The sequence below is a fragment of the Pseudomonas sp. PA1(2017) genome (assembly GCF_001945375.1).
Lineage (GTDB): Bacteria > Pseudomonadota > Gammaproteobacteria > Pseudomonadales > Pseudomonadaceae > Aquipseudomonas.
Map to the genome: position 1 here is coordinate 1,649,335 of NZ_MSXU01000009.1, position 20,734 is coordinate 1,670,068.

Consider the following 20,734-nt stretch of genomic DNA (forward strand, 5'->3'; position numbering starts at 1 on the left):
TCAATCAAATCGGGGGATAATGTTGGCCTTGTCGATCATATCGATCGGCAAAAGAAACTCGTGGTCATCCACCTGCACCACCACGTCCTCTTCCTCCACACCGCGGAGCAGACCCTGAAAGTTGCGGCGCCCTTCGAACGGTGAGCGCAACTTGATTTTCACCTGCTCGCCGACGTGACTGGCGAACTGGGCCAACGTGAACAGTGGCCGATCCATGCCAGGCGAAGACACCTCGAGGGTGTATTCGGCACTGATGGGATCCTCGACATCGAGAACGCCGCTGATCTGCCGGCTGACCTTCTCGCAATCGTCGATAAGAATGCCGTCGGCATGATCGATGTAGATACGCAGCAGCGAATGCCGCCCCTGAGACAGGAACTCGATACCCCAGCATTCGTAGCCAAGCGCTTCGACTACCGGGGCCACCAAGGCCTGCAACTGTTCTAGCTTGCTCGACACCTGAACCCCTCGCGCATGCTGTGCAAATAAAAAATGGGCGAAACGCCCATCTACAAGACCGCCCAGATAGCGGAAAATCTGTCTTCCAGCTAACAAAAAGCCCCTTGAAAGGGGCTCAGTGACAACTGGCTGCGGGGGATGGACTTGAGCCAACGACCTTCGGGTTATGAGCCCGACGAGCTACCGGACTGTTCACCCCGCGCTAAAACTGGGAGCGGATTATACGGCTGAACCGCCACGCGGGTCAACCAACCCCCAGATACAGAAAAGCCCGCATGCAGCGGGCTGTTCTGTTCAATTGGTACCGAGAAGGGGACTCGAACCCCTACAGCCTATGGCCACTACCACCTCAAGGTAGCGTGTCTACCAATTCCACCACCTCGGCAAATTTGACACTTACTGCGCTTCGGGAGCCTGAGGTACGTCTTGCTCACTCGAAGTTGGCGCTTGCTGTTGCTCAAGCACCGGTACATCTTCTGCAGGCTTGTTGCCCTGCGGCACTTCCATCACTGCCGGATCTGGCAAACCAGCCTGACCCAGTGTATCAGACTTTTGATTAGCAAAATACGCTAACCCCAAGCTGGTAATGAAAAAACTGGCGGCGAGTATAGCAGTAACTCGGCTCAGAAAGGTAGTGGTTCCTTGACTACCGAAAACGGTATTCGAAGCACCCGCACCGAACGAAGCACCTGCATCGGCACCTTTACCCTGCTGCAGCAGAACCAGCACAACCACACCGATCGCTGCCAGCAGATGAAGAACTACAACGCCTGTTTCCAGCATATTCTTAGTTTCCTGCAGCGCGACAGATCGCACCGAACTCATCCGCATTCAGAGAGGCTCCACCCACAAGCCCCCCATCGATATCAGGCATGCCGAAAAGCTCGGCTGCATTGGCGGCCTTGACGCTGCCGCCATAAAGAATTCTCAAACCACTCGCCACTTCCGGGTCTTTCGCAGCGACCTGCGCACGAATTGCCGCATGCACGTCCTGCGCCTGCTGGGGCGTCGCCGTCAGCCCGGTACCGATAGCCCAAACCGGCTCATACGCCACCACCGCACTCGAGAACACCGCAACACCCAGCGCATCGATAACGCTATCGAGCTGACCGGCAACCACCTTGAGGGTTTCGCCCGCCTCGCGCTGCTCCAGGGTTTCCCCAACGCACAGCACCGGCACCAGCCCGCTGACCTGAGCCGCCGCAAACTTGCGCAAGACCTGCTCGTTGCCATCACCCAGAATCAGGCGACGCTCGGAATGACCGATCAGCACCAGCTTGCAACCCGCATCACGCAGCTGCTCGCCCGACACCTCACCAGTCAATGCACCCTGGCCGGCCTCGACGGCACAGTCCTGGGCGCCTACCGACACCGCAAGACCACTGAGCCCCTCGACAACCTGACCGAGATGAACACTGACAGGAAACACCGCAACCTCGACATCGGCAGGCAGTGCCTGCCGATTCAGACCATCGATCAGCTCTGCGACACTGGCGCGGGTACCGTGCATTTTCCAGTTACCAGCAACCATTGAGCGACGCATGCTTTACCTCGTTGGTCAAAGAGGGCGCAGATGTTACCCAACCGCTTGGGGACTGGCAAGCCGAATCAAGCACAGACACGTGAGACAATTTCAGCCAATTCATCGGCATAGGCTCGAACCTGGGTTTCATCCTCGCCTTCGACCATCACCCGCACCAGCGGCTCGGTGCCAGACTTGCGCAGCAACACACGACCGCGACCGGCCATGCGCTGGGTCACACTGTCGCTTGCGGCCTGTACATCGGGATGCTTGAGCGGGTCGACGCCACCGCTAAAACGCACATTGACCAATACTTGCGGGCATTTGCGCAACCCTTGGCGGGCCTCGGCCAGGCTCTGACCGCGGCGACGGATGGCCAGCAGCACTTGTAGCGCGGCGACGATAGCATCACCGGTCGTCACATGCTGGAAACACACCAGATGCCCAGAGTTTTCGCCACCCACCTGCCAACCGCGCTCGAGCAACTCGGCGATCACATAACGGTCGCCGACGTTGGCACGCACGAAGGGAATATCCAGCTCCTTGAGGGCGAGCTCGAGGCCCAGATTGCTCATCAACGTGCCGACGACACCGCCCTGCAGCTTGCCACGGGCCTGCAAATCCCTGGCGATGATGAACAGCAACTCGTCGCCATCGACTACCGCACCGGTGTGATCGACCATCAACACCCGATCGGCGTCGCCGTCGAAGGCGATGCCCAGATCGGCGTGGCGCGCCTTGACTTCAGCCTGCAGGTTCTCGATATGGGTCGAACCGCAATCAGCATTGATATTCAGCCCGTTGGGCTGGGCCGACAGCACCGACACCTCAGCACCCAGCTCCTGGAATACCGCGGGTGCCACTTTGTAGGCGGCACCGTGGGCGCAGTCGAGCACGATCTTCAGGCCCGAGAAATCGGTACTGGTCGGCACGCTGCTCTTGCAGAATTCGATATATCGGCCGGCGGCGTCGTTGATTCGCGACACCTTACCGAGCTGCTCGGACTCGACCACGGTCATCGCTGCATCGAGCAGCTCTTCGATCATCAGCTCGACTTCATCAGGCAGCTTGGTGCCCTGCCCCGAGAAGAACTTGATGCCGTTGTCATGGTGCGGATTGTGCGAAGCGCTAATGACGATACCCGCCTCAGCATGAAAGGTACGCGTCAGGTAGGCGATCGCCGGCGTCGGCATCGGCCCCAGCAGCATCACGTCAGCCCCGGCTGCGGAGAGCCCCGCCTCCAGCGCCGATTCGAACATGTAGCCGGAGATGCGCGTGTCCTTGCCGATCAGGATGCGACACTTGCCCTGTTTGCGAAACGCCATGCCGGCGGCCCAGCCCAGCTTGAGCATGAAGTCTGGAGTGATGGGATACTGACCAACGCGCCCACGGATACCGTCGGTGCCAAAATACTTGCGACTCAAAACGACAACTCCCTTTTTCTATTTACTGCGCCGCTTCGACCGCAGCGACCATGCGCACCACGTCCACGGTTTCCGCCACATCGTGCACACGCAGGATATGCGCGCCCTTGGCTACCGCCAGGGCAGCCAGAGCCAGGCTGCCATAGAGGCGACCATCGACTTCGCGCCCCAGCACGGCGCCAATCATACTCTTGCGCGACACGCCGACCAGCAGCGGCAGACCGAGAGCCTGCAGCGCCGGCATGCGCCGGAACAGGCTGAGATTATGCTCCAGCGTCTTGGCGAAGCCGAAACCTGGGTCGAGCACGACGCGCTGCGCCGGTATACCGGCGGCCTCGCAGACCGCCAGGCGTTCGCGCAGAAAGTCGGCCACCGCCTCCAGCACGTCATCGTACCGGGGGCTTTGCTGCATGGTCGAGGGCTCGCCACGCATGTGCATCAGGCACACCGGCAAACCGCTCTCGGCTGCCGCCTGCAAGGCACCATCGCGCTGTAGCGAACGCACGTCGTTGATCAGCCCAGCACCTAACCTTGCCGACTCGCGCATCACTTCGGGCGTGGAAGTATCCACCGAAATGATCACGTCCAGCTCGGCGGCGACCGCCTCGACCATCGGCGCTACGCGCTCGAGCTCCTGGGCTGCCGAGACCGGGGCTGCACCCGGCCGCGTGGATTCGCCGCCGATATCGATCAGCGTCGCACCGGCGCGCACCATGCTTTCGGCATGCCGCAACGCCGCATCGCGCAGGGCGAAGCGGCCACCATCGGAAAAGGAATCTGGGGTGACGTTGAGAATACCCATCACTTGCGGATGGCTTAAATCAAGAAACCGGCTGCCACAAGGCAGCCGGTCGTTTGTTTGCACGAGAGACATGGGACGACTTTTATACCTCGGCAGCAGGCCCGCCGATGGGTTTCTCAGGACGATCCGCCTCGTCAGGCTTGGCGGATGGCTTGCCCGCATCGTTGCCGCCACCGGTCCAGTCCTTTGGCTCACGAACCGTACGGCCGCTCATGATGTCGTCGATCTGATCGATATCGATGGTCTCGAATTTCATCAGCGCTTCGGCCATGGCATCGAGCTTGTCACGGTTGTCGGTCAGGATCTGCTTGGCCGTGTTGTAGCAACCGTCGATGATCGCGCGCACTTCGGAGTCGATCATCTTGGCGGTTTCACCCGACACGCTGGCACCGGAAGAACCGCCACCGCCACGCAGGAACGGCTGATCGTCGTCTTCCGCATAGAGCAGCGGGCCAAGCTTCTCGGAAAGGCCCCATTTGGTGACCATGTTCCGGGCGATCTGGCTGGCACGCATGATGTCATTGGATGCACCGGTGGTGACACCGTCGAACCCCAGAGTCATCTCTTCGGCGATGCGACCGCCGTACAGCGAGCAGATCTGGCTGGTCAGCGCACGTTTGCTGAGGCTGTAGCGATCTTCCTCGGGCAGGAACATGGTCACACCCAGGGCACGGCCGCGGGGAATGATGGTGACCTTGTAGACCGGGTCGTGCTCTGGCACCAGGCGACCGACGATGGCGTGGCCTGCCTCGTGATAGGCGGTGTTGAGTTTCTCCTTGTCGGACATGACCATGGTCTTGCGCTCGGCACCCATCATGATCTTGTCTTTGGCCAGCTCGAATTCCTTCATTTCCACAAGGCGCTTGCCGGCGCGCGCGGCGAACAGCGATGCCTCGTTGACCAGGTTGGCCAGGTCAGCACCGGAGAAGCCAGGCGTACCACGGGCGATGACCGAGGCCTTGACGTCTTCACCCATCGGAATCTTGCGCATGTGCACGTTGAGGATTTGCTCGCGCCCACGGATATCCGGCAGGCCGACGACCACCTGACGGTCGAAACGGCCCGGACGCAGCAACGCCTGATCGAGCACGTCCGGGCGGTTGGTGGCGGCGATGACGATGATGCCATCGTTCATTTCGAAGCCGTCCATCTCCACCAGCAACTGGTTGAGGGTCTGCTCGCGCTCGTCGTGACCGCCACCCATACCGGCGCCACGGTGGCGACCAACGGCGTCGATCTCGTCGATGAAGATGATGCACGGGGCGTGCTTCTTGGCCTGCTCGAACATGTCGCGCACGCGGGAGGCGCCGACACCGACGAACATCTCGACGAAGTCGGAACCGGAAATGGTGAAGAACGGCACCTTGGCTTCGCCGGCAACGGCCTTGGCCAGCAGCGTCTTACCGGTACCTGGTGAGCCGACCATCAGCACGCCACGCGGAATGCGGCCGCCCAGTCGCTGGAACTTGCCCGGATCACGCAGGAATTCGACCAGCTCACTGACTTCTTCCTTGGCCTCGTCGCAACCAGCGACGTCAGCGAAGGTTGTCTTGACCTGGTCTTCGGATAGCAGGCGCGCCTTGGACTTGCCGAAGCTCATGGGGCCGCCCTTGCCGCCCGCCCCGCCCTGCATCTGGCGCATGAAGAACATGAACACGGCGATGATCACCAGAATCGGGAAGCTGGCGACCAACAGCTGGGTCCAGATGCTCTGCTGCTCAGGCTGCTTGCCGACGATCTCTACGTTGTTGTCCATCAGGTCCTTGATCAGACCGTTGTCCTGGATCGCCGGGCGCACGGTTTCGAACGAGGAGCCGTCGGAACGCATGCCGCTGATGATGTAGCCATCGACGGTGACGCGCTTGACCCCGCCGCTCTGTACCTGCCCGATGAATTCCGAGTAGTTGAGCTTGTTGGTCTCACTGGGGCTCGAGAAGTTGTTCATCACCGTGACGAGGACGGCGGCGATGATCAGCCACAGGATCAGATTCTTTGCCATGTCGTTCAATTAGCTACCCTCTGAAGCAGGCCCCTTGCCGAAGCGTGCTTCGCATGACGACCAGTTATAAACCGATCTAACTTACTACAAACGCCCGCTCGTGGCTGACACCGTCTGTAACCCTTTATGAGACATCTGCCCATTACGATGCGCGTCTTGGCTTGGACTGACAACCACGCCATTGGTTTTACTCGGCACTCAGGCCCTTGAAACCTCGGGCCAGCAAATACTGCTCGCGGGAGCGGTCACGGGACGACAGGGGTTTGCGCATCTGCACCTTGTCGAACTGACGGCGCACCTCCTTGTGATACTCGTCGAAACCCTCGCCCTGGAAGATCTTGATCAGGAAATCGCCGCCGGGCTTGAGCACCCGGCCAGCCAGATCCAGCGCCAGCTCGCACAAATACATGGCACGCGGCTGATCGGCGGCCCTCACCCCACTCATATTGGGGGCCATATCGGAAATCACAAGGTCGACGGGATTATTGTCGATGGCCTCGAGAATCCGGGCGAACACGGCGTCGTCGGTGAAATCGCCCTGAATGAAGGTGACGTCCGGGATGCTGTCCATCTCCAGAATGTCGGAAGCGATCAACCGCCCCTTGTCGCCGATCACCCGGCTGGTGACCTGGGACCAGCCGCCCGGCGCAGCGCCGAGGTCGACCACAGTCATGCCGGGGCGCAGGATGCGATCCTTCTCCTGCACCTCCAGCAGCTTGTAACTGGCACGTGAACGGTAGCCGTCCTTTTGCGCCATTTTGACGTACGGATCGTCGAAATGCTCTTTCAGCCAACGCTGGCTGGTCTTGGAACGGGCCACACAACACCTCGAGAGAACAGAATGAATAACTGGGCGGGCCTCGGGCGGCTCGGTTAAAATAGCCCGCTTTCCCAGATTAATACGCAGGGTTCAGATTATGCCGCTCACTCAAGAGCAGAAGAAACAGTTCAAATCTATCGGCCACCACCTGAAACCGGTATTGATCGTCGCCGACAACGGTGTTACCGAAGGCGTACTGGCCGAGCTCGAGCGCGCGCTGAACGACCATGAGCTGATCAAGATTCAGGTTCGTGTCACCGAGCGCGACGACCGCCTGGCGGTGATCGATGAACTGTGCAAGGCCAGCAAGGCCGAACTGGCGCAGATCATCGGCAAGATGGCACTGCTGTACCGCAAGAACCCCAAGGCCAATCGCAACCTGTCCAACATCAGCCGCTATCAGGGCTGATTCAGGTGCTCAGCCGACCTGCGGGTCGGCTGCCACGGCCTTGCGCGGCACGGGCTGCAACACCAGCAATACACCGAAGAACGCCAGCAGCAGGTAGCTGAACAGCTGCCAACGCAGGGCTTGCGGCCAGAGCATCAGCGAAACCAGAAAGGCCAGCGAGACGGCCAGTACCGCGAGCAGCAACTGCCCGCTACGCACTCGCCATGGTGCCGACAATCCACACCGTCTGACCAACAGCACAAGCTGCAGCAGTGCCGCCACCAGCGTAACACCGATCATCTGCGGCACCAGGGTGCGCGCCACTTCCTCGATCAGCAAAGACGCCAGGCCGACACTGGCCAGCCCCGGCAGCACCAGAAAATGCAATGTCCAGATGCCACCGACCCAAAGGGTTTGCAGCAGCACCCAGGCGTTGGCTGCGCTGTCACGCGCAGCCGTGCGATCAGACGTGGCGAACTTCGACAATCTCGTACTCGACCAGACCACTGGGCGTGTTGACGCCAACCACGTCACCTTCGCTCTTGCCCACCAGGGCACGAGCGATGGGCGAACCTACGGAAAGCTTGCCCTGCTTGATGTCGGCTTCGTCTTCGCCAACGATCTGGTAGGTCACGCTTTCGTCGGTCTCGACGTTGGCGATTTCCACGGTGGTGCCGAAGATCACCTTGCCGGTGTGAGCGATGGTGGTGACGTCGATGATCACCGCATTCTGCAGGCGGCCTTCGATGTCACGCACGCGCGCCTCGACCATGCCCTGCTCCTCGCGGGCGGCATGGTATTCGGCGTTTTCCTTGAGGTCACCCAGCTCACGGGCCTCGGCGATCGCCTGGCTGAGCGCTGGGCGACGCACCTTGGTCAGGTGCGCCAGCTCTTCTTCCAGGGCGCGAGCGCCCTGGATGGTCATGGGGTACTTGTTCATGCCTTGATTCCTGCGTGCAGATCCTGCAGACGGCGCACGGTCTTCTCGGGACCGAACTTGAGCGCCTCACAGACCGCCTGACCCGCCGCGATGGTGGTGGTGCAGTAGATCTTGTGCTGCAGAGCGTTACGACGAATGGAGTAGGAGTCAGCGATGGACTGACGGCCTTCGGTGGTGTTGATGATCAGAGTGACTTCATCGTTCTTGATCATGTCGACCACGTGCGGACGACCTTCGGTCACCTTGTTGACGCGACGAACCGGCAGGCCGGCAGCCTCGATCACCTTGGCGGTTCCGGCAGTGGCGACCACTTCGAAGCCCAGGGCGACCAGGTCGCGAGCGACCTGAATGGCCTCCGGTTTGTCGTCTTCGCGAACGCTGATGAACGCGACGCCTGCGTTCGGCAGAATCTCGCTAGCCCCCATCTGCGCCTTGGCGAAGGCTTCGCCGAAGCTGTCACCGACGCCCATCACCTCACCGGTGGATTTCATTTCCGGGCCGAGGATCGGGTCGACACCCGGGAACTTGTTGAACGGGAATACCGCTTCCTTGACGCTGAAGAACGGCGGGATGATTTCCTGGGTGAAACCCAGTTCGCTCAGGGTCTTGCCAGCCATCACGCGGGCAGCGACCTTGGCCAGCGACTCGCCGATGCACTTGGACACGAACGGCACGGTACGCGAGGCACGCGGGTTGACCTCGATCACGTAGATGTCCTCGCCCTGCACGGCCATCTGCACGTTCATCAGGCCGATGACGCCCAGTTCCAGGGCCATCTTCTTGACCTGGTCGCGAATCTCGTCCTGGATGTGCGCCGGCAGCGAGTATGGTGGCAGCGAGCACGCCGAGTCACCGGAGTGAACGCCGGCCTGCTCGATGTGCTGCATGATCGCACCAATCACCACGACTTCGCCGTCGCTGACTGCGTCCACATCCACCTCGATGGCGCAATTTAGGAAGCGGTCGAGCAGCACCGGGCTGTCGTTGGAAACCTTTACCGCTTCGCGCATGTAACGCTTGAGCTCTTCTTCCTGGTAGACGATTTCCATCGCCCGGCCGCCCAGCACGTAGGACGGACGCACCACCATCGGGTAGCCGATGTTCTTGGACAGGGTCAGCGCTTCTTCTTCACTGCGCGCGGTGGCGTTGGCCGGCTGACGCAGGCCGAGGCGCTGCACCATCTGCTGGAAACGCTCGCGGTCTTCGGCGCGGTCGATGGCGTCCGGGCTGGTGCCGATGATCGGCACGCCCGCCTCTTCCAGGGCGCGGCACAGCTTCAGCGGGGTCTGGCCGCCGTACTGGACGATCACGCCCTTGGGCTGCTCGACGCGGACGATTTCCAGCACGTCCTCCAGGGTCACCGGTTCGAAGTACAGGCGATCGGAGGTGTCGTAGTCGGTGGAGACGGTTTCCGGGTTGCAGTTGACCATGATGGTCTCGTAACCGTCTTCACGCATGGCCAGCGCGGCGTGTACGCAGCAATAGTCGAACTCGATGCCCTGGCCGATGCGGTTCGGGCCGCCACCGAGGATCATGATCTTGTCACGGCTGCTCGGATTGGCCTCGCACTCTTCCTCGTAGGTCGAGTACATGTAGGCGGTGTCGGTGGCGAACTCGGCGGCGCAGGTGTCGACGCGCTTGTAGACCGGCAGCACCTTGAGCTTGTGACGATGGCTGCGCAGGTTCTTCTCGGTGACGCCGAGCAGCGCGGCCAGGCGCGCATCGGAGAAACCCTTGCGTTTGAGGCTGAACATCAGGTCGCGGTCGATGCTCGACAGGCCCAGGGTCTGGATGCGCTGCTCGTCCTTGATCAGGTCTTCGATCTGCACCAGGAACCATTCATCGATGCGGGTCAGCTCGAACACTTCCTCGACGGTCTTGCCGGCACGGAAGGCGTCGCCCACGTACCAGATACGGTCGGCGCCCGGCACGATCAGCTCGCGCTTGAGGGTGCTTTCGGCTTCCGGGTCAGCCGGATCGAGCTTCGGATCGAAGCCGGCAACGCCAACTTCCAGACCGCGCAGCGCCTTGTGCAGGGATTCCTGGAAGGTCCGGCCGATGGCCATTACTTCACCGACGGACTTCATCTGAGTGGTCAGGCGGGCGTCGGCGTTGGGGAATTTCTCGAAAGCGAAACGCGGGATCTTGGTGACCACGTAATCGATGGCCGGCTCGAACGACGCCGGGGTACGACCGCCGGTGATGTCGTTCTGCAGTTCGTCGAGGGTGTAACCCACGGCCAGCTTGGCGGCGATCTTGGCGATCGGGAAGCCAGTGGCTTTGGAAGCCAGTGCCGAGGAGCGCGATACGCGCGGGTTCATCTCGATGACGACCATGCGACCAGTGTTCGGGCAGATGCCGAACTGCACGTTGGAGCCGCCGGTTTCCACGCCGATCTCGCGCAGCACCGCCAGGGAGGCGTTACGCAGGATCTGGTATTCCTTGTCCGTCAGGGTCTGGGCCGGTGCCACGGTGATCGAGTCACCGGTGTGCACGCCCATCGGGTCGAAGTTCTCGATGGAACAGACGATGATGCAGTTGTCCTTCTTGTCGCGGACCACCTCCATCTCGTATTCCTTCCAACCGATCAGCGACTCGTCGATCAGCAGCTCGTTGGTCGGCGACAGGTCCAGACCACGGGTACAGATTTCCTCGAACTCTTCGCGGTTGTAGGCGATGCCGCCGCCGGTGCCGCCCATGGTGAAGCTCGGACGGATGATGCACGGGAAGCCGACCTTCTCGAGCACGCCGTAGGCCTCTTCCATGCTGTGGGCGATACCCGATACCGGGCAAGCCAGGCCGATGTCCTTCATCGCCCTGTCGAAGCGCGAGCGGTCTTCGGCCTTGTCGATGGTGTCGGCGTTGGCACCGATCATCTCGACGCCGAACTTCTCCAGCACACCGTGACGCTCCAGATCCAGCGCACAGTTCAGCGCGGTCTGGCCGCCCATGGTCGGCAGCAGGGCGTCGGGGCGCTCCTTCTCGATGATCTTGGCCACGGTGGCCCATTTGATCGGCTCGATGTAGGTGGCGTCGGCCATGGCCGGGTCGGTCATGATGGTGGCCGGGTTGGAGTTCACCAGGATGACGCGGAAGCCTTCCTCGCGCAGGGCCTTGCAGGCCTGGGCGCCGGAATAGTCGAACTCGCACGCCTGGCCGATGACGATGGGGCCGGCGCCGAGGATCAGGATACTTTTGATGTCTGTACGTTTTGGCATAGCGGTTACTCGAATCCTTGGGTCAGTCGGCGAGGCTTAGCGGCGCTTGGCCATGGCTTCGATGAAGCGGTCGAACAGCGGGGCGACATCGTTCGGGCCCGGGCTGGCTTCGGGGTGACCCTGGAAGCTGAAGGCGTCCTTGTCGGTACGCTCGATGCCCTGCAGGGTGCCGTCGAACAGCGACTTGTGGATCGGACGCAGATTGCTCGGCAGGCTGTTCTCGTCCACGGCGAAACCGTGGTTCTGGCTGGTGATCATCACCACGCCGGTGTCGAGATCCTGTACCGGGTGGTTGGCACCGTGGTGGCCGTGGCCCATTTTCAGGGTCTTGGCGCCGGAGGCCAGGGCCAGCAGCTGGTGGCCAAGGCAGATGCCGAATACCGGGATATCGGTTTCCAGAACGTCCTTGATCGCCTGAATGGCGTAGTCACATGGCTCGGGGTCGCCAGGACCGTTGGACAGGAACACGCCGTCGGGATTGAGCGACAGCACTTCGCAGGCCGGCGTCTGCGCCGGCACCACGGTCAGGCGGCAACCGCGCTCGACCAGCATGCGCAGGATGTTCAGCTTGACGCCGTAGTCGTAGGCAACCACGTGGTACGGCAGCTCGCTGGCAGCGATCTCGGGATGGCTGTCGTCTTTCAGGTTCCACACACTGGAGCGCCACTCGTAGCGCTCGGTGCAGCTGACTTCCTTGGCCAGGTCCATGCCTTTCAGGCCCGGGAAGCCACGCGCCAGCTCCAGGGCCTTTTCCTCGGTGGCGTCGGCACCAACCAGGATGCAGCCGTTCTGGGAGCCTTTTTCACGCAGGATGCGGGTCAGGCGGCGGGTATCGATACCGGCGATGGCGACGGTGCCGTTTTCCTTGAGGTAATCAGGCAGCGACTGCTTGTTACGCCAGTTGCTGGCGATCAGCGGCAGATCGCGAATGATCAGGCCAGCAGCCCAGACGCGATCGGACTCGGCGTCTTCCGGCGTGGTGCCGGTATTGCCGATGTGTGGATAGGTCAGGGTAACGATCTGCTGGGCATAAGACGGATCGGTAAGAATTTCCTGATAGCCGGTCATGGCGGTGTTGAACACTACCTCCCCGACAGTTTGGCCGTCGGCCCCGATGGCCTCGCCGCGAAAAATGCTGCCGTCAGCAAGGGCGAGTATGGCTGGCTTACTCAAGAAGACCTCCCGTAGATCGTGGAGCAAACGCAGATTGTAAAAAAGCGGGATGACGTGTGAAGGTCATCCCGCTTTTTTGATTGATTCATTCTGCGCAACTTTTAGTGGACACACTAAAGCGGAAAGCTTACAGGAAAAGTGCCTTTTTCGAAAGGCGTTCAAGGCCAAAAACCTGAAATCCGATCCGCGGCCGCCCCTGATAACCAGCGAGGGCGCCATTGGCACCCTCGATTTCGGTCACTTCAGCCCCAGCACGTCCTGCATGTCGTAAAGCGCTGGCGAGCGCTGCTGCAGCCAGGAGGCCGCACGCACTGCGCCCTTGGCGAAGGTCATGCGGCTGGACGCCTTGTGGGTGATTTCCACGCGCTCGCCGTCAGCGGCGAACAGTACGGTGTGATCACCGACCACATCACCGGCGCGCACCGTGGCGAAACCGATGGTCTCGCGTTGGCGTGCGCCGGTCTGCCCTTCACGCCCATAGACCGCGACCTTTTCCAGGTCACGCCCCAGCGCATTGGCCACCACCTCGCCCATGCGCAGCGCGGTTCCCGATGGCGCGTCGACCTTGTGACGGTGATGAGCCTCGAGTACTTCGATATCCACATCGTCGCCCAGGACGCGGGCGGCGGTATCGAGCAACTTCAGGCACAGGTTCACGCCCACACTGAAATTGGCAGCGAAGACGATCGGAATCTGTATGCCGGCATCGACCAGCAACTGCTTTTCCGCGGCACTGAAACCGGTGGTGCCGATGACCATCGCCTTGCCGGCGCGGCGGCAGACCTCCAGGTTCTCGAGGGTCACCGAGGGATGGGTGAAGTCGATCAGCACATCGAACTCGTCGAGCACGCTTTCCAGGCTGCCGGACAAAGCCACGCCCAGCTTGCCGACGCCCGTCAGCTCACCGGCATCGGCGCCGAGCAGCGTGCTGGTCGGACGCGCCACAGCGGCGCCGAGCACAACGCCATCGGCCTGATGCACGGCCTCGATCAGGTTCTTGCCCATGCGCCCGGCGGCGCCCGTGACTGCAATACGCATATGCATAACTCCAAAGTACAAACGGCGAGCAGCCGGCCACCGCCAGTTGCTCGCCGTGCATTACCGCATTAAAGGTCGCCGAAGAAGCGCTTCACGCCTTCGAACCAGCCATTGGCCTTGGGCGAATTGGAGCTGTTGCCCACCAGGGACTGACGAAACTCTTCGAGCAGCTCGCGCTGGCGACGGTCGAGATTGACCGGCGTTTCCACCGCCACCTTGCACATCAGATCGCCCGCACCGCCGCCACGCACCGGGGCGACGCCCTTGCCGCGCAGACGGAACAACTTGCCGGTCTGGGTGCCTTCCGGAATCTTCAGTTTGACCCGACCATCGAGGGTCGGCACTTCCAGCTCGCCGCCCAGAGCCGCATCGACGAAGCTGATCGGCACCTCGCAATACAGGTGCTTGCCGTCACGCTGGAAGATCGCGTGCTCGCGCACGTTGACCACCACGTACAGATCACCCGCCGGGCCGCCCAGGGTTCCCGCCTCGCCCTCACCGGACAGACGGATGCGGTCGCCGGTATCGACACCGGCCGGTACCTTGACCGACAGGGTCTTGTGTTCTTCGACACGACCATGGCCATGGCAGGAGCCGCAGGGATCGGTGATCATCTTGCCGCTGCCGTGGCAGCGCGGGCAGGTCTGCTGCACCGAGAAGAAGCCCTGCTGCATGCGCACCTGGCCGATACCGCCGCAAGTGGTACAGGTCACCGGGCTTGTGCCCTTCTTGGCACCCGAGCCATCGCAGGTCTTGCAGTTGACCAGGGTCGGCACGCGAATGGTCACCGTGGTGCCACGTACCGCCTCTTCAAGATCCAGCTCCAGGGTGTAGCGCAAGTCACTACCGCGCTGAGCACCGCCGCGCTGGCCACCACGCTGACCGCCGAAGAAGTCACTGAACACATCGCCGAAGATGTCGGAGAAATTCGCGCCGCCACCACCAAAGCCGCCACCGCCGCCCATTTGCGGGTCGACGCCTGCATGACCGTACTGATCGTAGGCGCTGCGCTTGCCGGCATCGGACAGCACTTCGTAGGCCTCGTTGGCTTCCTTGAAGGCATCTTCGGCCGCTTTATCGCCGGGATTGCGATCGGGGTGATGCTTCATCGCCAGGCGACGGTAAGCCTTCTTCAGCTCCGCCTCACTGGCACCGCGCTCGACCCCGAGCACTTCGTAGTAGTCACGTTTAGACATGGGTTTCTAGCACTCTCAAAATTCTTACCGTCCAGACACGCCAACGCGGGAGCAAGCCCCCGCGCGGCGGATCGCCCTGTCACACCGCGGTGCGGCAGGGCGTAAACACAGGCAAGCCGGGGCTTACTTGTTGTCCTTGACTTCCTCGAACTCGGCGTCGACGACGTCGTCGGCAGAGCCCTTGGTTTCGCCAGCATCCGCCGCACCGGCGCCGGCAGCACCTGGCTGCGGCTGCTCGGCGTACATCTTCTGCGCCAGCGGAGTGGTGGCTTCGGACAGTGCGTTCATCTTCGCTTCGATGGCCGCCTTGTCGTCGCCCTTCACGGCAACTTCCAGCTCGCCCAGAGCGGTTTCGATGGCCGCTTTCTCTTCCGCAGTGGCCTTGTCGCCGGCTTCGGTGAGCATCTTGCGGGTCGCGTGCACCAGTTGGTCACCCTGGTTGCGTGCGCCAGCCAGCTCTTCGAACTTGCGGTCTTCCTCGGCATTGGCCTCGGCGTCGCGCACCATACGCTCGATCTCGTCATCGGACAGACCGGAGTTGGCCTTGATCACGATCGACTGAGTCTTGCCGGTGGCCTTGTCTTTCGCGCCAACGTGCAGGATGCCGTTGGCGTCGATGTCGAAGGTCACTTCGATCTGCGGCACGCCACGGGGAGCCGGCGGAATCTCGGCCAGGTCGAACTTGCCCAGGGACTTGTTCTGGCCGGCCTGCTTGCGCTCGCCCTGCAGCACGTGAATGGTCACGGCGCTCTGGTTGTCGTCAGCCGTGGAGAACACCTGCGACTTCTTGGTCGGAATGGTGGTGTTCTTCTCGATCAGCGGCGTCATCACGCCACCCATGGTTTCGATACCCAGGGTCAACGGGGACACGTCGAGCAGCAGCACGTCCTTCACGTCACCAGCCAGTACCGCGCCCTGAATGGCAGCACCCATGGCCACGGCTTCGTCCGGGTTGACGTCCTTGCGGGCGTCCTTGCCGAAGAAGTCGGCAACGGTCTTCTGCACCAGCGGCATGCGGGTCTGGCCACCGACCAGAATCACGTCGTTGATGGAGCCGACGTCGATACCGGCGTCCTTCAGCGCGATGCGGCAAGGCTCGATGGTGCGCTGCACCAGGTCCTCGACCAGCGACTCCAGCTTGGAGCGGGAGATCTTCACGTTCAGGTGCTTCGGCCCGGTCGCGTCTGCAGTGATGTACGGCAGGTTGACGTCGGTCTGCTGGCTCGAGGACAGCTCGATCTTGGCCTTCTCTGCAGCTTCCTTCAGGCGCTGCATGGCCAGCGGGTCGCCCTTGAGGTTCATGCCGGTTTCTTTCTTGAATTCGTCGACGAGGTAGTCGATCAGACGAATGTCGAAGTCCTCACCACCAAGGAAGGTGTCGCCATTGGTGGCCAACACTTCGAACTGGTGCTCGCCGTCGACTTCGGCGATCTCGATCACCGACACGTCGAAGGTACCGCCACCCAGGTCATAGACGATCACGGTGTGGTCGCCCTTGGCCTTGTCCATGCCGTAGGCCAGCGCAGCCGCGGTCGGCTCGTTGATGATGCGCTTGACGTCCAGGCCGGCGATGCGACCAGCGTCCTTGGTAGCCTGGCGCTGGCTGTCGTTGAAGTAGGCCGGAACGGTGATCACCGCTTCGGTGACGGACTCGCCGAGGTAGTCTTCGGCGGTCTTCTTCATCTTCTTGAGGATTTCAGCCGAGATTTGCGGCGGCGCCATCTTCTGGCCGTTCACTTCGACCCATGCGTCGCCGTTGTCGGCCTTGGAGATCTTGTACGGCACCATCTGAATGTCTTTCTGCACGACTTCTTCGTCGAAACGACGGCCGATCAGACGCTTCACCGCGTACAGGGTGTTGTGCGGGTTGGTCACTGCCTGGCGCTTGGCGGACTGGCCGACCAGAATTTCGCCATCGTTGGCATACGCGATGATCGACGGCGTGGTGCGCGTGCCTTCGGCGTTCTCGATGACCTTGACGTTACCGTTTTCAAGAATGGAGACGCAGGAGTTGGTGGTCCCCAGGTCGATACCGATGATTTTGCCCATTTCACTCTCCTGAAACTTTGATATATCCGCAGCGTTGTCGTGACCGCTGCGGTAGCACTAATACGCTTGACTTACTAAATGGGGCTGAGCCCGCCGATTTCAAGCCTGCTCATCGATCGATGGCGGCGCTTCGGCCGGTGCCTTGCTGACCACGACCATGGCCGGGCGCAACAGACGACCATTGAGCATGTAGCCCTTCTGGAACACCTTGAGCACACTGTTAGGCTCGACGTTGGTGCTCTCCTGCATGGCCATCGCCTGGTGGTGCTCCGGATTGAACGGCGCACCGTGTGGGTCGATGGCTTCCAGCTGGTGACGCTTGAGGGTGTCGAGCAGCAGCTTGAGCGTTAGCTCCATACCCTCGCGTACCGCCTTGATCGAATCGTCATCGGCACTCGACAGCTCGAGACCACGCTCGAGGCTGTCGACCACTGGCAACAGGTCATTGGCAAATTTCTCGAGGGCGAATTTATGCGCCTTCTCGACATCCTGCTCAGCGCGACGGCGCACGTTCTGCAGATCGGCAGCCATGCGCAGCGACTGATCCTGCGCAGCCGCCAGTTGCTCTTCCAGCGTTTGCACGCGAGCAGCCAGGTCTTCGCTAGGCGCTGCGTCGTTCGCTTGCGCTTCGGAAGTCTGCGGATCCAGGTTCTGTTCGTCAGCCATGCATTTCTCCTCTGAATGATTCGACGAGCCTCAACTCGCGCGTCTGCCGCCTATATAAGGATGATTTGTAGGGTTTCAAGGGCCATGACCACTTTCCGGCAGCCGGTCGTCAGCGTATTGCCACCCCGAGGCGAACCACTGTATAAATAACCAGACAAATCCTGAGAGGCCTCGCCATGCTGGTGCACCTGTCCGTTCATAATTACGCCATCGTCGAACACCTGGATCTGGAACTGGATCGAGGCATGAGCGTCATCAGCGGCGAAACGGGCGCCGGCAAGTCGATCATGCTCGACGCCCTCGGCCTGACCCTCGGCGATCGCGCCGACAGCGGCGTGGTACGGCCCGGCGCCGACAAGGCCGACATCCTGGCCAGCTTCGATCTGGTCGACATTCCCGAAGCCCACGCCTGGCTCGCCGAGCGCGACCTGAACAATGACGGCCCGTGCATCCTGCGCCGGGTGATCACCGCCGAAGGCCGCTCGCGCGGCTACATCAACGGTACGCCCTGCCCGCTCGGCGACCTCAAGGCGCTGGGTGAACTGCTGATCGATATCCACAGCCAGCACGAGCACCAGTCACTACTCAAGACCGACACCCACCGGCGCCTGCTCGACGAATACGCAGGCGTACAGGAGCTGGCACGCCAGGTACAACTGGCCGCGCAACGCTGGAAACAGACCCGCAGCGAGCTCGAGCGCGTGACCTCCCAGGGCGACGAGCAACGCGCCCGCCATCAGTTGCTCAGCTACCAGCTCGAAGAACTGGACAATCTCGGCCTGGGTGACCATGAGCTGGAGCAACTGGAGCAGGATCACAAGGCCCTGACCAACGCCGAAAGCCTGCTCGGCGCCTGCCGCCAGGTCATCGACCAATGCAGCGAGAGCGATGCCGGCAACGTGCTGTCGGTACTTACCGCCAGCCTCAACCGCCTCGGCAGCCTGCAAGGCCAACCAGGCGCGCTGAACGAAGCCACCAACCTGCTGGCCAGCGCGCAGATCCAGATCGAAGAGGCCGTGGGCGAGCTCAACCGCTTTCTCGACCACTTCGACGCCGACCCCGAGCGCCAGCAGCAACTCGAAGAGCGCCTGGACACCATCTACACCCTGGCTCGCAAACACCGCATCCACCCCAGCGAACTGCCCGCGATGCAGCAGCAGCTGTTCGATGAACTGGAAGGCCTGAACGCCGATGACCAGGCCGCCGAACGCCTGGGCGAGGAGCTTGCTGCCTACGGTCGTCATTACCAGGAAAAGGCCGCCGAACTCAGTGCCAAGCGGCAGAGAGCCGCCGGCAAGCTGGGCAAGGCCGTGGAAAAGGAAATGCAGACCCTGGGCATGCCGGGCGGGCGCTTCAGCATCCAGCTGCAACCCATCGATGGCAACGAGCCAAATGCAAACGGCCTGGAACAGGTCGAGTTTCTGGTCAGCGCCAACCCCGGGCAGCCGATCAAGGCTCTGGCCAAGGTCGCCTCGGGCGGCGAGCTGTCGCGCATCAGCCTGGCCATTCAGGTCATCACCGCACAAACCTCGCGCGTGCCGACGCTGGTGTTCGACGAGGTGGATGTGGGCATCGGCGGCCCGACCGCCGAGGTAGTCGGGCAATTGCTACGCCGGTTGGGCGAACGGGGTCAGGTACTGACCGTAACCCACCTGCCGCAAGTCGCCGCACAAGGCCACCAGCACCTGTTCGTGCATAAGGTACGCGGCAGCAATGCCACCCGCACGGCGGTTAGCAAACTGGGTGAAACCCAGCGCATTGAGGAAGTCGCACGCATGCTGGGCGGCATCGACCTTACTGACGAATCTCTGGCTCACGCCCGCAAGCTGGTCAGCAACGCCCAGAGCTGATCGGCGGCAAAAAGCTTTTCCGACAGACATGAAAAAGGCGACCTGAGTCGCCTTTTTCGTCAACCGATATGCTTACTTGACAGTGCGACGTACGTAGAGCACCAGATTGTGATCCACCAGCTCGAAACCGTGCTCACGAACGATCTCCTTCTGGCGTTTCTCGATCTCGGCATCGAAGAATTCGATCACGTCGCCAGTATCCACGCACACCATATGGTCGTGGTGGCCGCCATCGGCCAGTTCGAACACGGCATGGCCGCCATCGAAGTTGTGGCGCACCACCAGGCCAGCGGCCTCGAACTGGGTCAGAACCCGGTAGACGGTTGCCAGACCGACATCTTCGCCCGCATCCATCAGCGACTTGTAGACATCTTCTGCACTCATGTGACGCTGCTCGGCAGAGTCCAGCATCTGCAGGATTTTGACCCGTGGCAGGGTCACTTTCAGGCCAGCTTTGCGCAGTTCGCTATTTTCAACCATGGTCTGCTTTCTCGCGGAAGCGCTTCGCAGCTTCCCTTATTGCGGGTATGATCGGGGTTTACGTTGCCCAGCCAAGATAGTGGAAGACGCCCACCGATGCAAAAAACCAGACTCCTGCTGACCAGCCTCACCTTCATGGGGCTCATCGCACTCGCCGGTTGCTCATTCCCCGGGGTTTATAAAATCGACATCCAACAGGGCAATGTCGTCACGCAGGATATGATAGACCAGTTGCGCCCTGGAATGACCCGGCGCCAAGTACGGTTTATCATGGGTAACCCGCTGATCACGGACACTTTCCACGCCAATCGCTGGGACTATCTGTACAGCATGCAGGCCGGCGGTAGCCAGCGTCAGCAGGAGCGCGTGACGCTCAATTTCGATGGTAACGATCAATTGGTAGGCCTGTCCGGCGACTTCATGCCTGGCACTAGCCGCGACGATCAGATCCTCGGCCGCGACGGCGCTCCTGCACAGGCGCCGAACCAACAGCAGGACGAGCCAGCTGCACCGGGCTCGCTGCTCGAGCAGATCCAGCGCGACGTCGACAATGTCGAAACCGTACCGGTACCGACCCCGGAACCGCTGGAAACTTCGCCTCAGTAAGCACACAGCAAAAAGCCCCGATGATTCGTAATGCTGTTCACTTAAGCATTTGAGTCCAAGTCGGGGTTTCTAGAAAATCCGATACCAGCCTCCTGGTATCGGAT

18 protein-coding genes, 2 tRNA genes and 1 pseudogene are annotated in these 20,734 nt (G+C 61.5%); 3 read left to right on the forward strand and 18 right to left on the reverse strand.

The features are described from left to right. From rimP to rlmE, 9 genes are all read right to left on the reverse strand, one after another. Entirely contained in the window at window positions 1–459 is a 459-nt protein-coding gene (rimP, locus tag BVH01_RS14455; RefSeq protein WP_013792672.1) for a ribosome maturation factor RimP, read from the reverse strand. A 126-nt stretch (window positions 460–585) separates the two neighbouring features. Further along, window positions 586–661, reverse strand: a tRNA-Met gene (locus BVH01_RS14460). A 97-nt stretch (window positions 662–758) separates the two neighbouring features. Then, window positions 759–844: transfer RNA gene (locus tag BVH01_RS14465), tRNA-Leu, on the reverse strand. An 11-nt stretch (window positions 845–855) separates the two neighbouring features. After that, complete coding sequence (secG, locus tag BVH01_RS14470) at window positions 856–1,242, reverse strand: preprotein translocase subunit SecG (RefSeq protein ID WP_075930951.1); 387 nt, start codon at window positions 1,240–1,242, stop codon at window positions 856–858. A 4-nt stretch (window positions 1,243–1,246) separates the two neighbouring features. Beyond that, entirely contained in the window at window positions 1,247–2,002 is a 756-nt protein-coding gene (gene tpiA / locus BVH01_RS14475; RefSeq protein ID WP_075930952.1) for a triose-phosphate isomerase, read from the reverse strand. A gap of 65 nt (window positions 2,003–2,067) precedes the next feature. Next, window positions 2,068–3,405 (reverse strand): phosphoglucosamine mutase, encoded by a 1,338-nt coding sequence (glmM, locus tag BVH01_RS14480; RefSeq protein ID WP_075930953.1) that lies wholly within the window; start codon window positions 3,403–3,405, stop codon window positions 2,068–2,070. Between the two features lie 22 nt (window positions 3,406–3,427). After that, complete coding sequence (folP, locus tag BVH01_RS14485; RefSeq protein WP_075930954.1) at window positions 3,428–4,279, reverse strand: dihydropteroate synthase; 852 nt, start codon at window positions 4,277–4,279, stop codon at window positions 3,428–3,430. 10 nt (window positions 4,280–4,289) lie between these two features. After that, the gene (gene ftsH / locus BVH01_RS14490) at window positions 4,290–6,206 is read right to left on the reverse strand and encodes an ATP-dependent zinc metalloprotease FtsH (RefSeq protein ID WP_168177282.1); all 1,917 of its coding nucleotides are present in this window, start codon (window positions 6,204–6,206) and stop codon (window positions 4,290–4,292) included. A 187-nt stretch (window positions 6,207–6,393) separates the two neighbouring features. After that, window positions 6,394–7,026 (reverse strand): 23S rRNA (uridine(2552)-2'-O)-methyltransferase RlmE, encoded by a 633-nt coding sequence (gene rlmE / locus BVH01_RS14495; RefSeq protein WP_075930956.1) that lies wholly within the window; start codon window positions 7,024–7,026, stop codon window positions 6,394–6,396. A gap of 97 nt (window positions 7,027–7,123) precedes the next feature. Here rlmE and yhbY point away from each other — a divergent pair, with 97 nt between their 5' ends. Next, complete coding sequence (yhbY, locus tag BVH01_RS14500; RefSeq protein ID WP_075930957.1) at window positions 7,124–7,435, forward strand: ribosome assembly RNA-binding protein YhbY; 312 nt, start codon at window positions 7,124–7,126, stop codon at window positions 7,433–7,435. A gap of 9 nt (window positions 7,436–7,444) precedes the next feature. Here yhbY and BVH01_RS14505 read toward each other — a convergent pair whose 3' ends face one another. The 8 genes and pseudogenes from BVH01_RS14505 to grpE form a co-directional block, all read right to left on the reverse strand. After that, entirely contained in the window at window positions 7,445–7,900 is a 456-nt protein-coding gene (locus BVH01_RS14505; protein WP_075930958.1) for a DUF4149 domain-containing protein, read from the reverse strand. Next, window positions 7,878–8,354: a transcription elongation factor GreA gene (greA, locus tag BVH01_RS14510; protein ID WP_075930959.1), complete on the reverse strand. Its 477-nt coding sequence runs from the start codon at window positions 8,352–8,354 to the stop codon at window positions 7,878–7,880. The genes BVH01_RS14505 and greA overlap by 23 nt, the downstream gene beginning before the upstream one ends. Continuing rightward, complete coding sequence (gene carB, locus BVH01_RS14515; RefSeq protein ID WP_075930960.1) at window positions 8,351–11,572, reverse strand: carbamoyl-phosphate synthase large subunit; 3,222 nt, start codon at window positions 11,570–11,572, stop codon at window positions 8,351–8,353. The genes greA and carB overlap by 4 nt, the downstream gene beginning before the upstream one ends. A 36-nt stretch (window positions 11,573–11,608) precedes the next feature. Further along, window positions 11,609–12,745 carry a glutamine-hydrolyzing carbamoyl-phosphate synthase small subunit gene (gene carA, locus BVH01_RS14520; RefSeq protein WP_075930961.1) on the reverse strand — a complete coding sequence of 379 codons (1,137 nt, stop codon included), beginning with the start codon at window positions 12,743–12,745 and terminating at the stop codon, window positions 11,609–11,611. 237 nt (window positions 12,746–12,982) lie between these two features. Next, window positions 12,983–13,783, reverse strand: coding sequence for a 4-hydroxy-tetrahydrodipicolinate reductase (gene dapB / locus BVH01_RS14525; RefSeq protein ID WP_075930962.1), 801 nt, complete (start codon window positions 13,781–13,783; stop codon window positions 12,983–12,985). Between the two features lie 68 nt (window positions 13,784–13,851). Beyond that, window positions 13,852–14,979 carry a molecular chaperone DnaJ gene (gene dnaJ / locus BVH01_RS14530; RefSeq protein ID WP_075930963.1) on the reverse strand — a complete coding sequence of 376 codons (1,128 nt, stop codon included), beginning with the start codon at window positions 14,977–14,979 and terminating at the stop codon, window positions 13,852–13,854. 123 nt (window positions 14,980–15,102) lie between these two features. After that, entirely contained in the window at window positions 15,103–17,028 is a 1,926-nt protein-coding gene (dnaK, locus tag BVH01_RS14535; protein ID WP_075930964.1) for a molecular chaperone DnaK, read from the reverse strand. 99 nt (window positions 17,029–17,127) lie between these two features. Next, window positions 17,128–17,697, reverse strand: a pseudogene (gene grpE, locus BVH01_RS14540) (nucleotide exchange factor GrpE); the annotation flags it as partial. 173 nt (window positions 17,698–17,870) lie between these two features. Between grpE and recN the strand changes: the two are divergent. Continuing rightward, window positions 17,871–19,544, forward strand: a complete 1,674-nt coding sequence (gene recN, locus BVH01_RS14545; RefSeq protein WP_075930966.1) for a DNA repair protein RecN — start codon at window positions 17,871–17,873, stop codon at window positions 19,542–19,544. A gap of 72 nt (window positions 19,545–19,616) precedes the next feature. Here recN and fur read toward each other — a convergent pair whose 3' ends face one another. Beyond that, window positions 19,617–20,024, reverse strand: coding sequence for a ferric iron uptake transcriptional regulator (gene fur, locus BVH01_RS14550; protein WP_075930967.1), 408 nt, complete (start codon window positions 20,022–20,024; stop codon window positions 19,617–19,619). A gap of 96 nt (window positions 20,025–20,120) precedes the next feature. Between fur and BVH01_RS14555 the strand changes: the two genes are divergently transcribed. Then, the gene (locus tag BVH01_RS14555; protein WP_075930968.1) at window positions 20,121–20,630 is read left to right on the forward strand and encodes an outer membrane protein assembly factor BamE; all 510 of its coding nucleotides are present in this window, start codon (window positions 20,121–20,123) and stop codon (window positions 20,628–20,630) included. The last annotated feature ends 104 nt before the right edge of the window (window positions 20,631–20,734 follow it).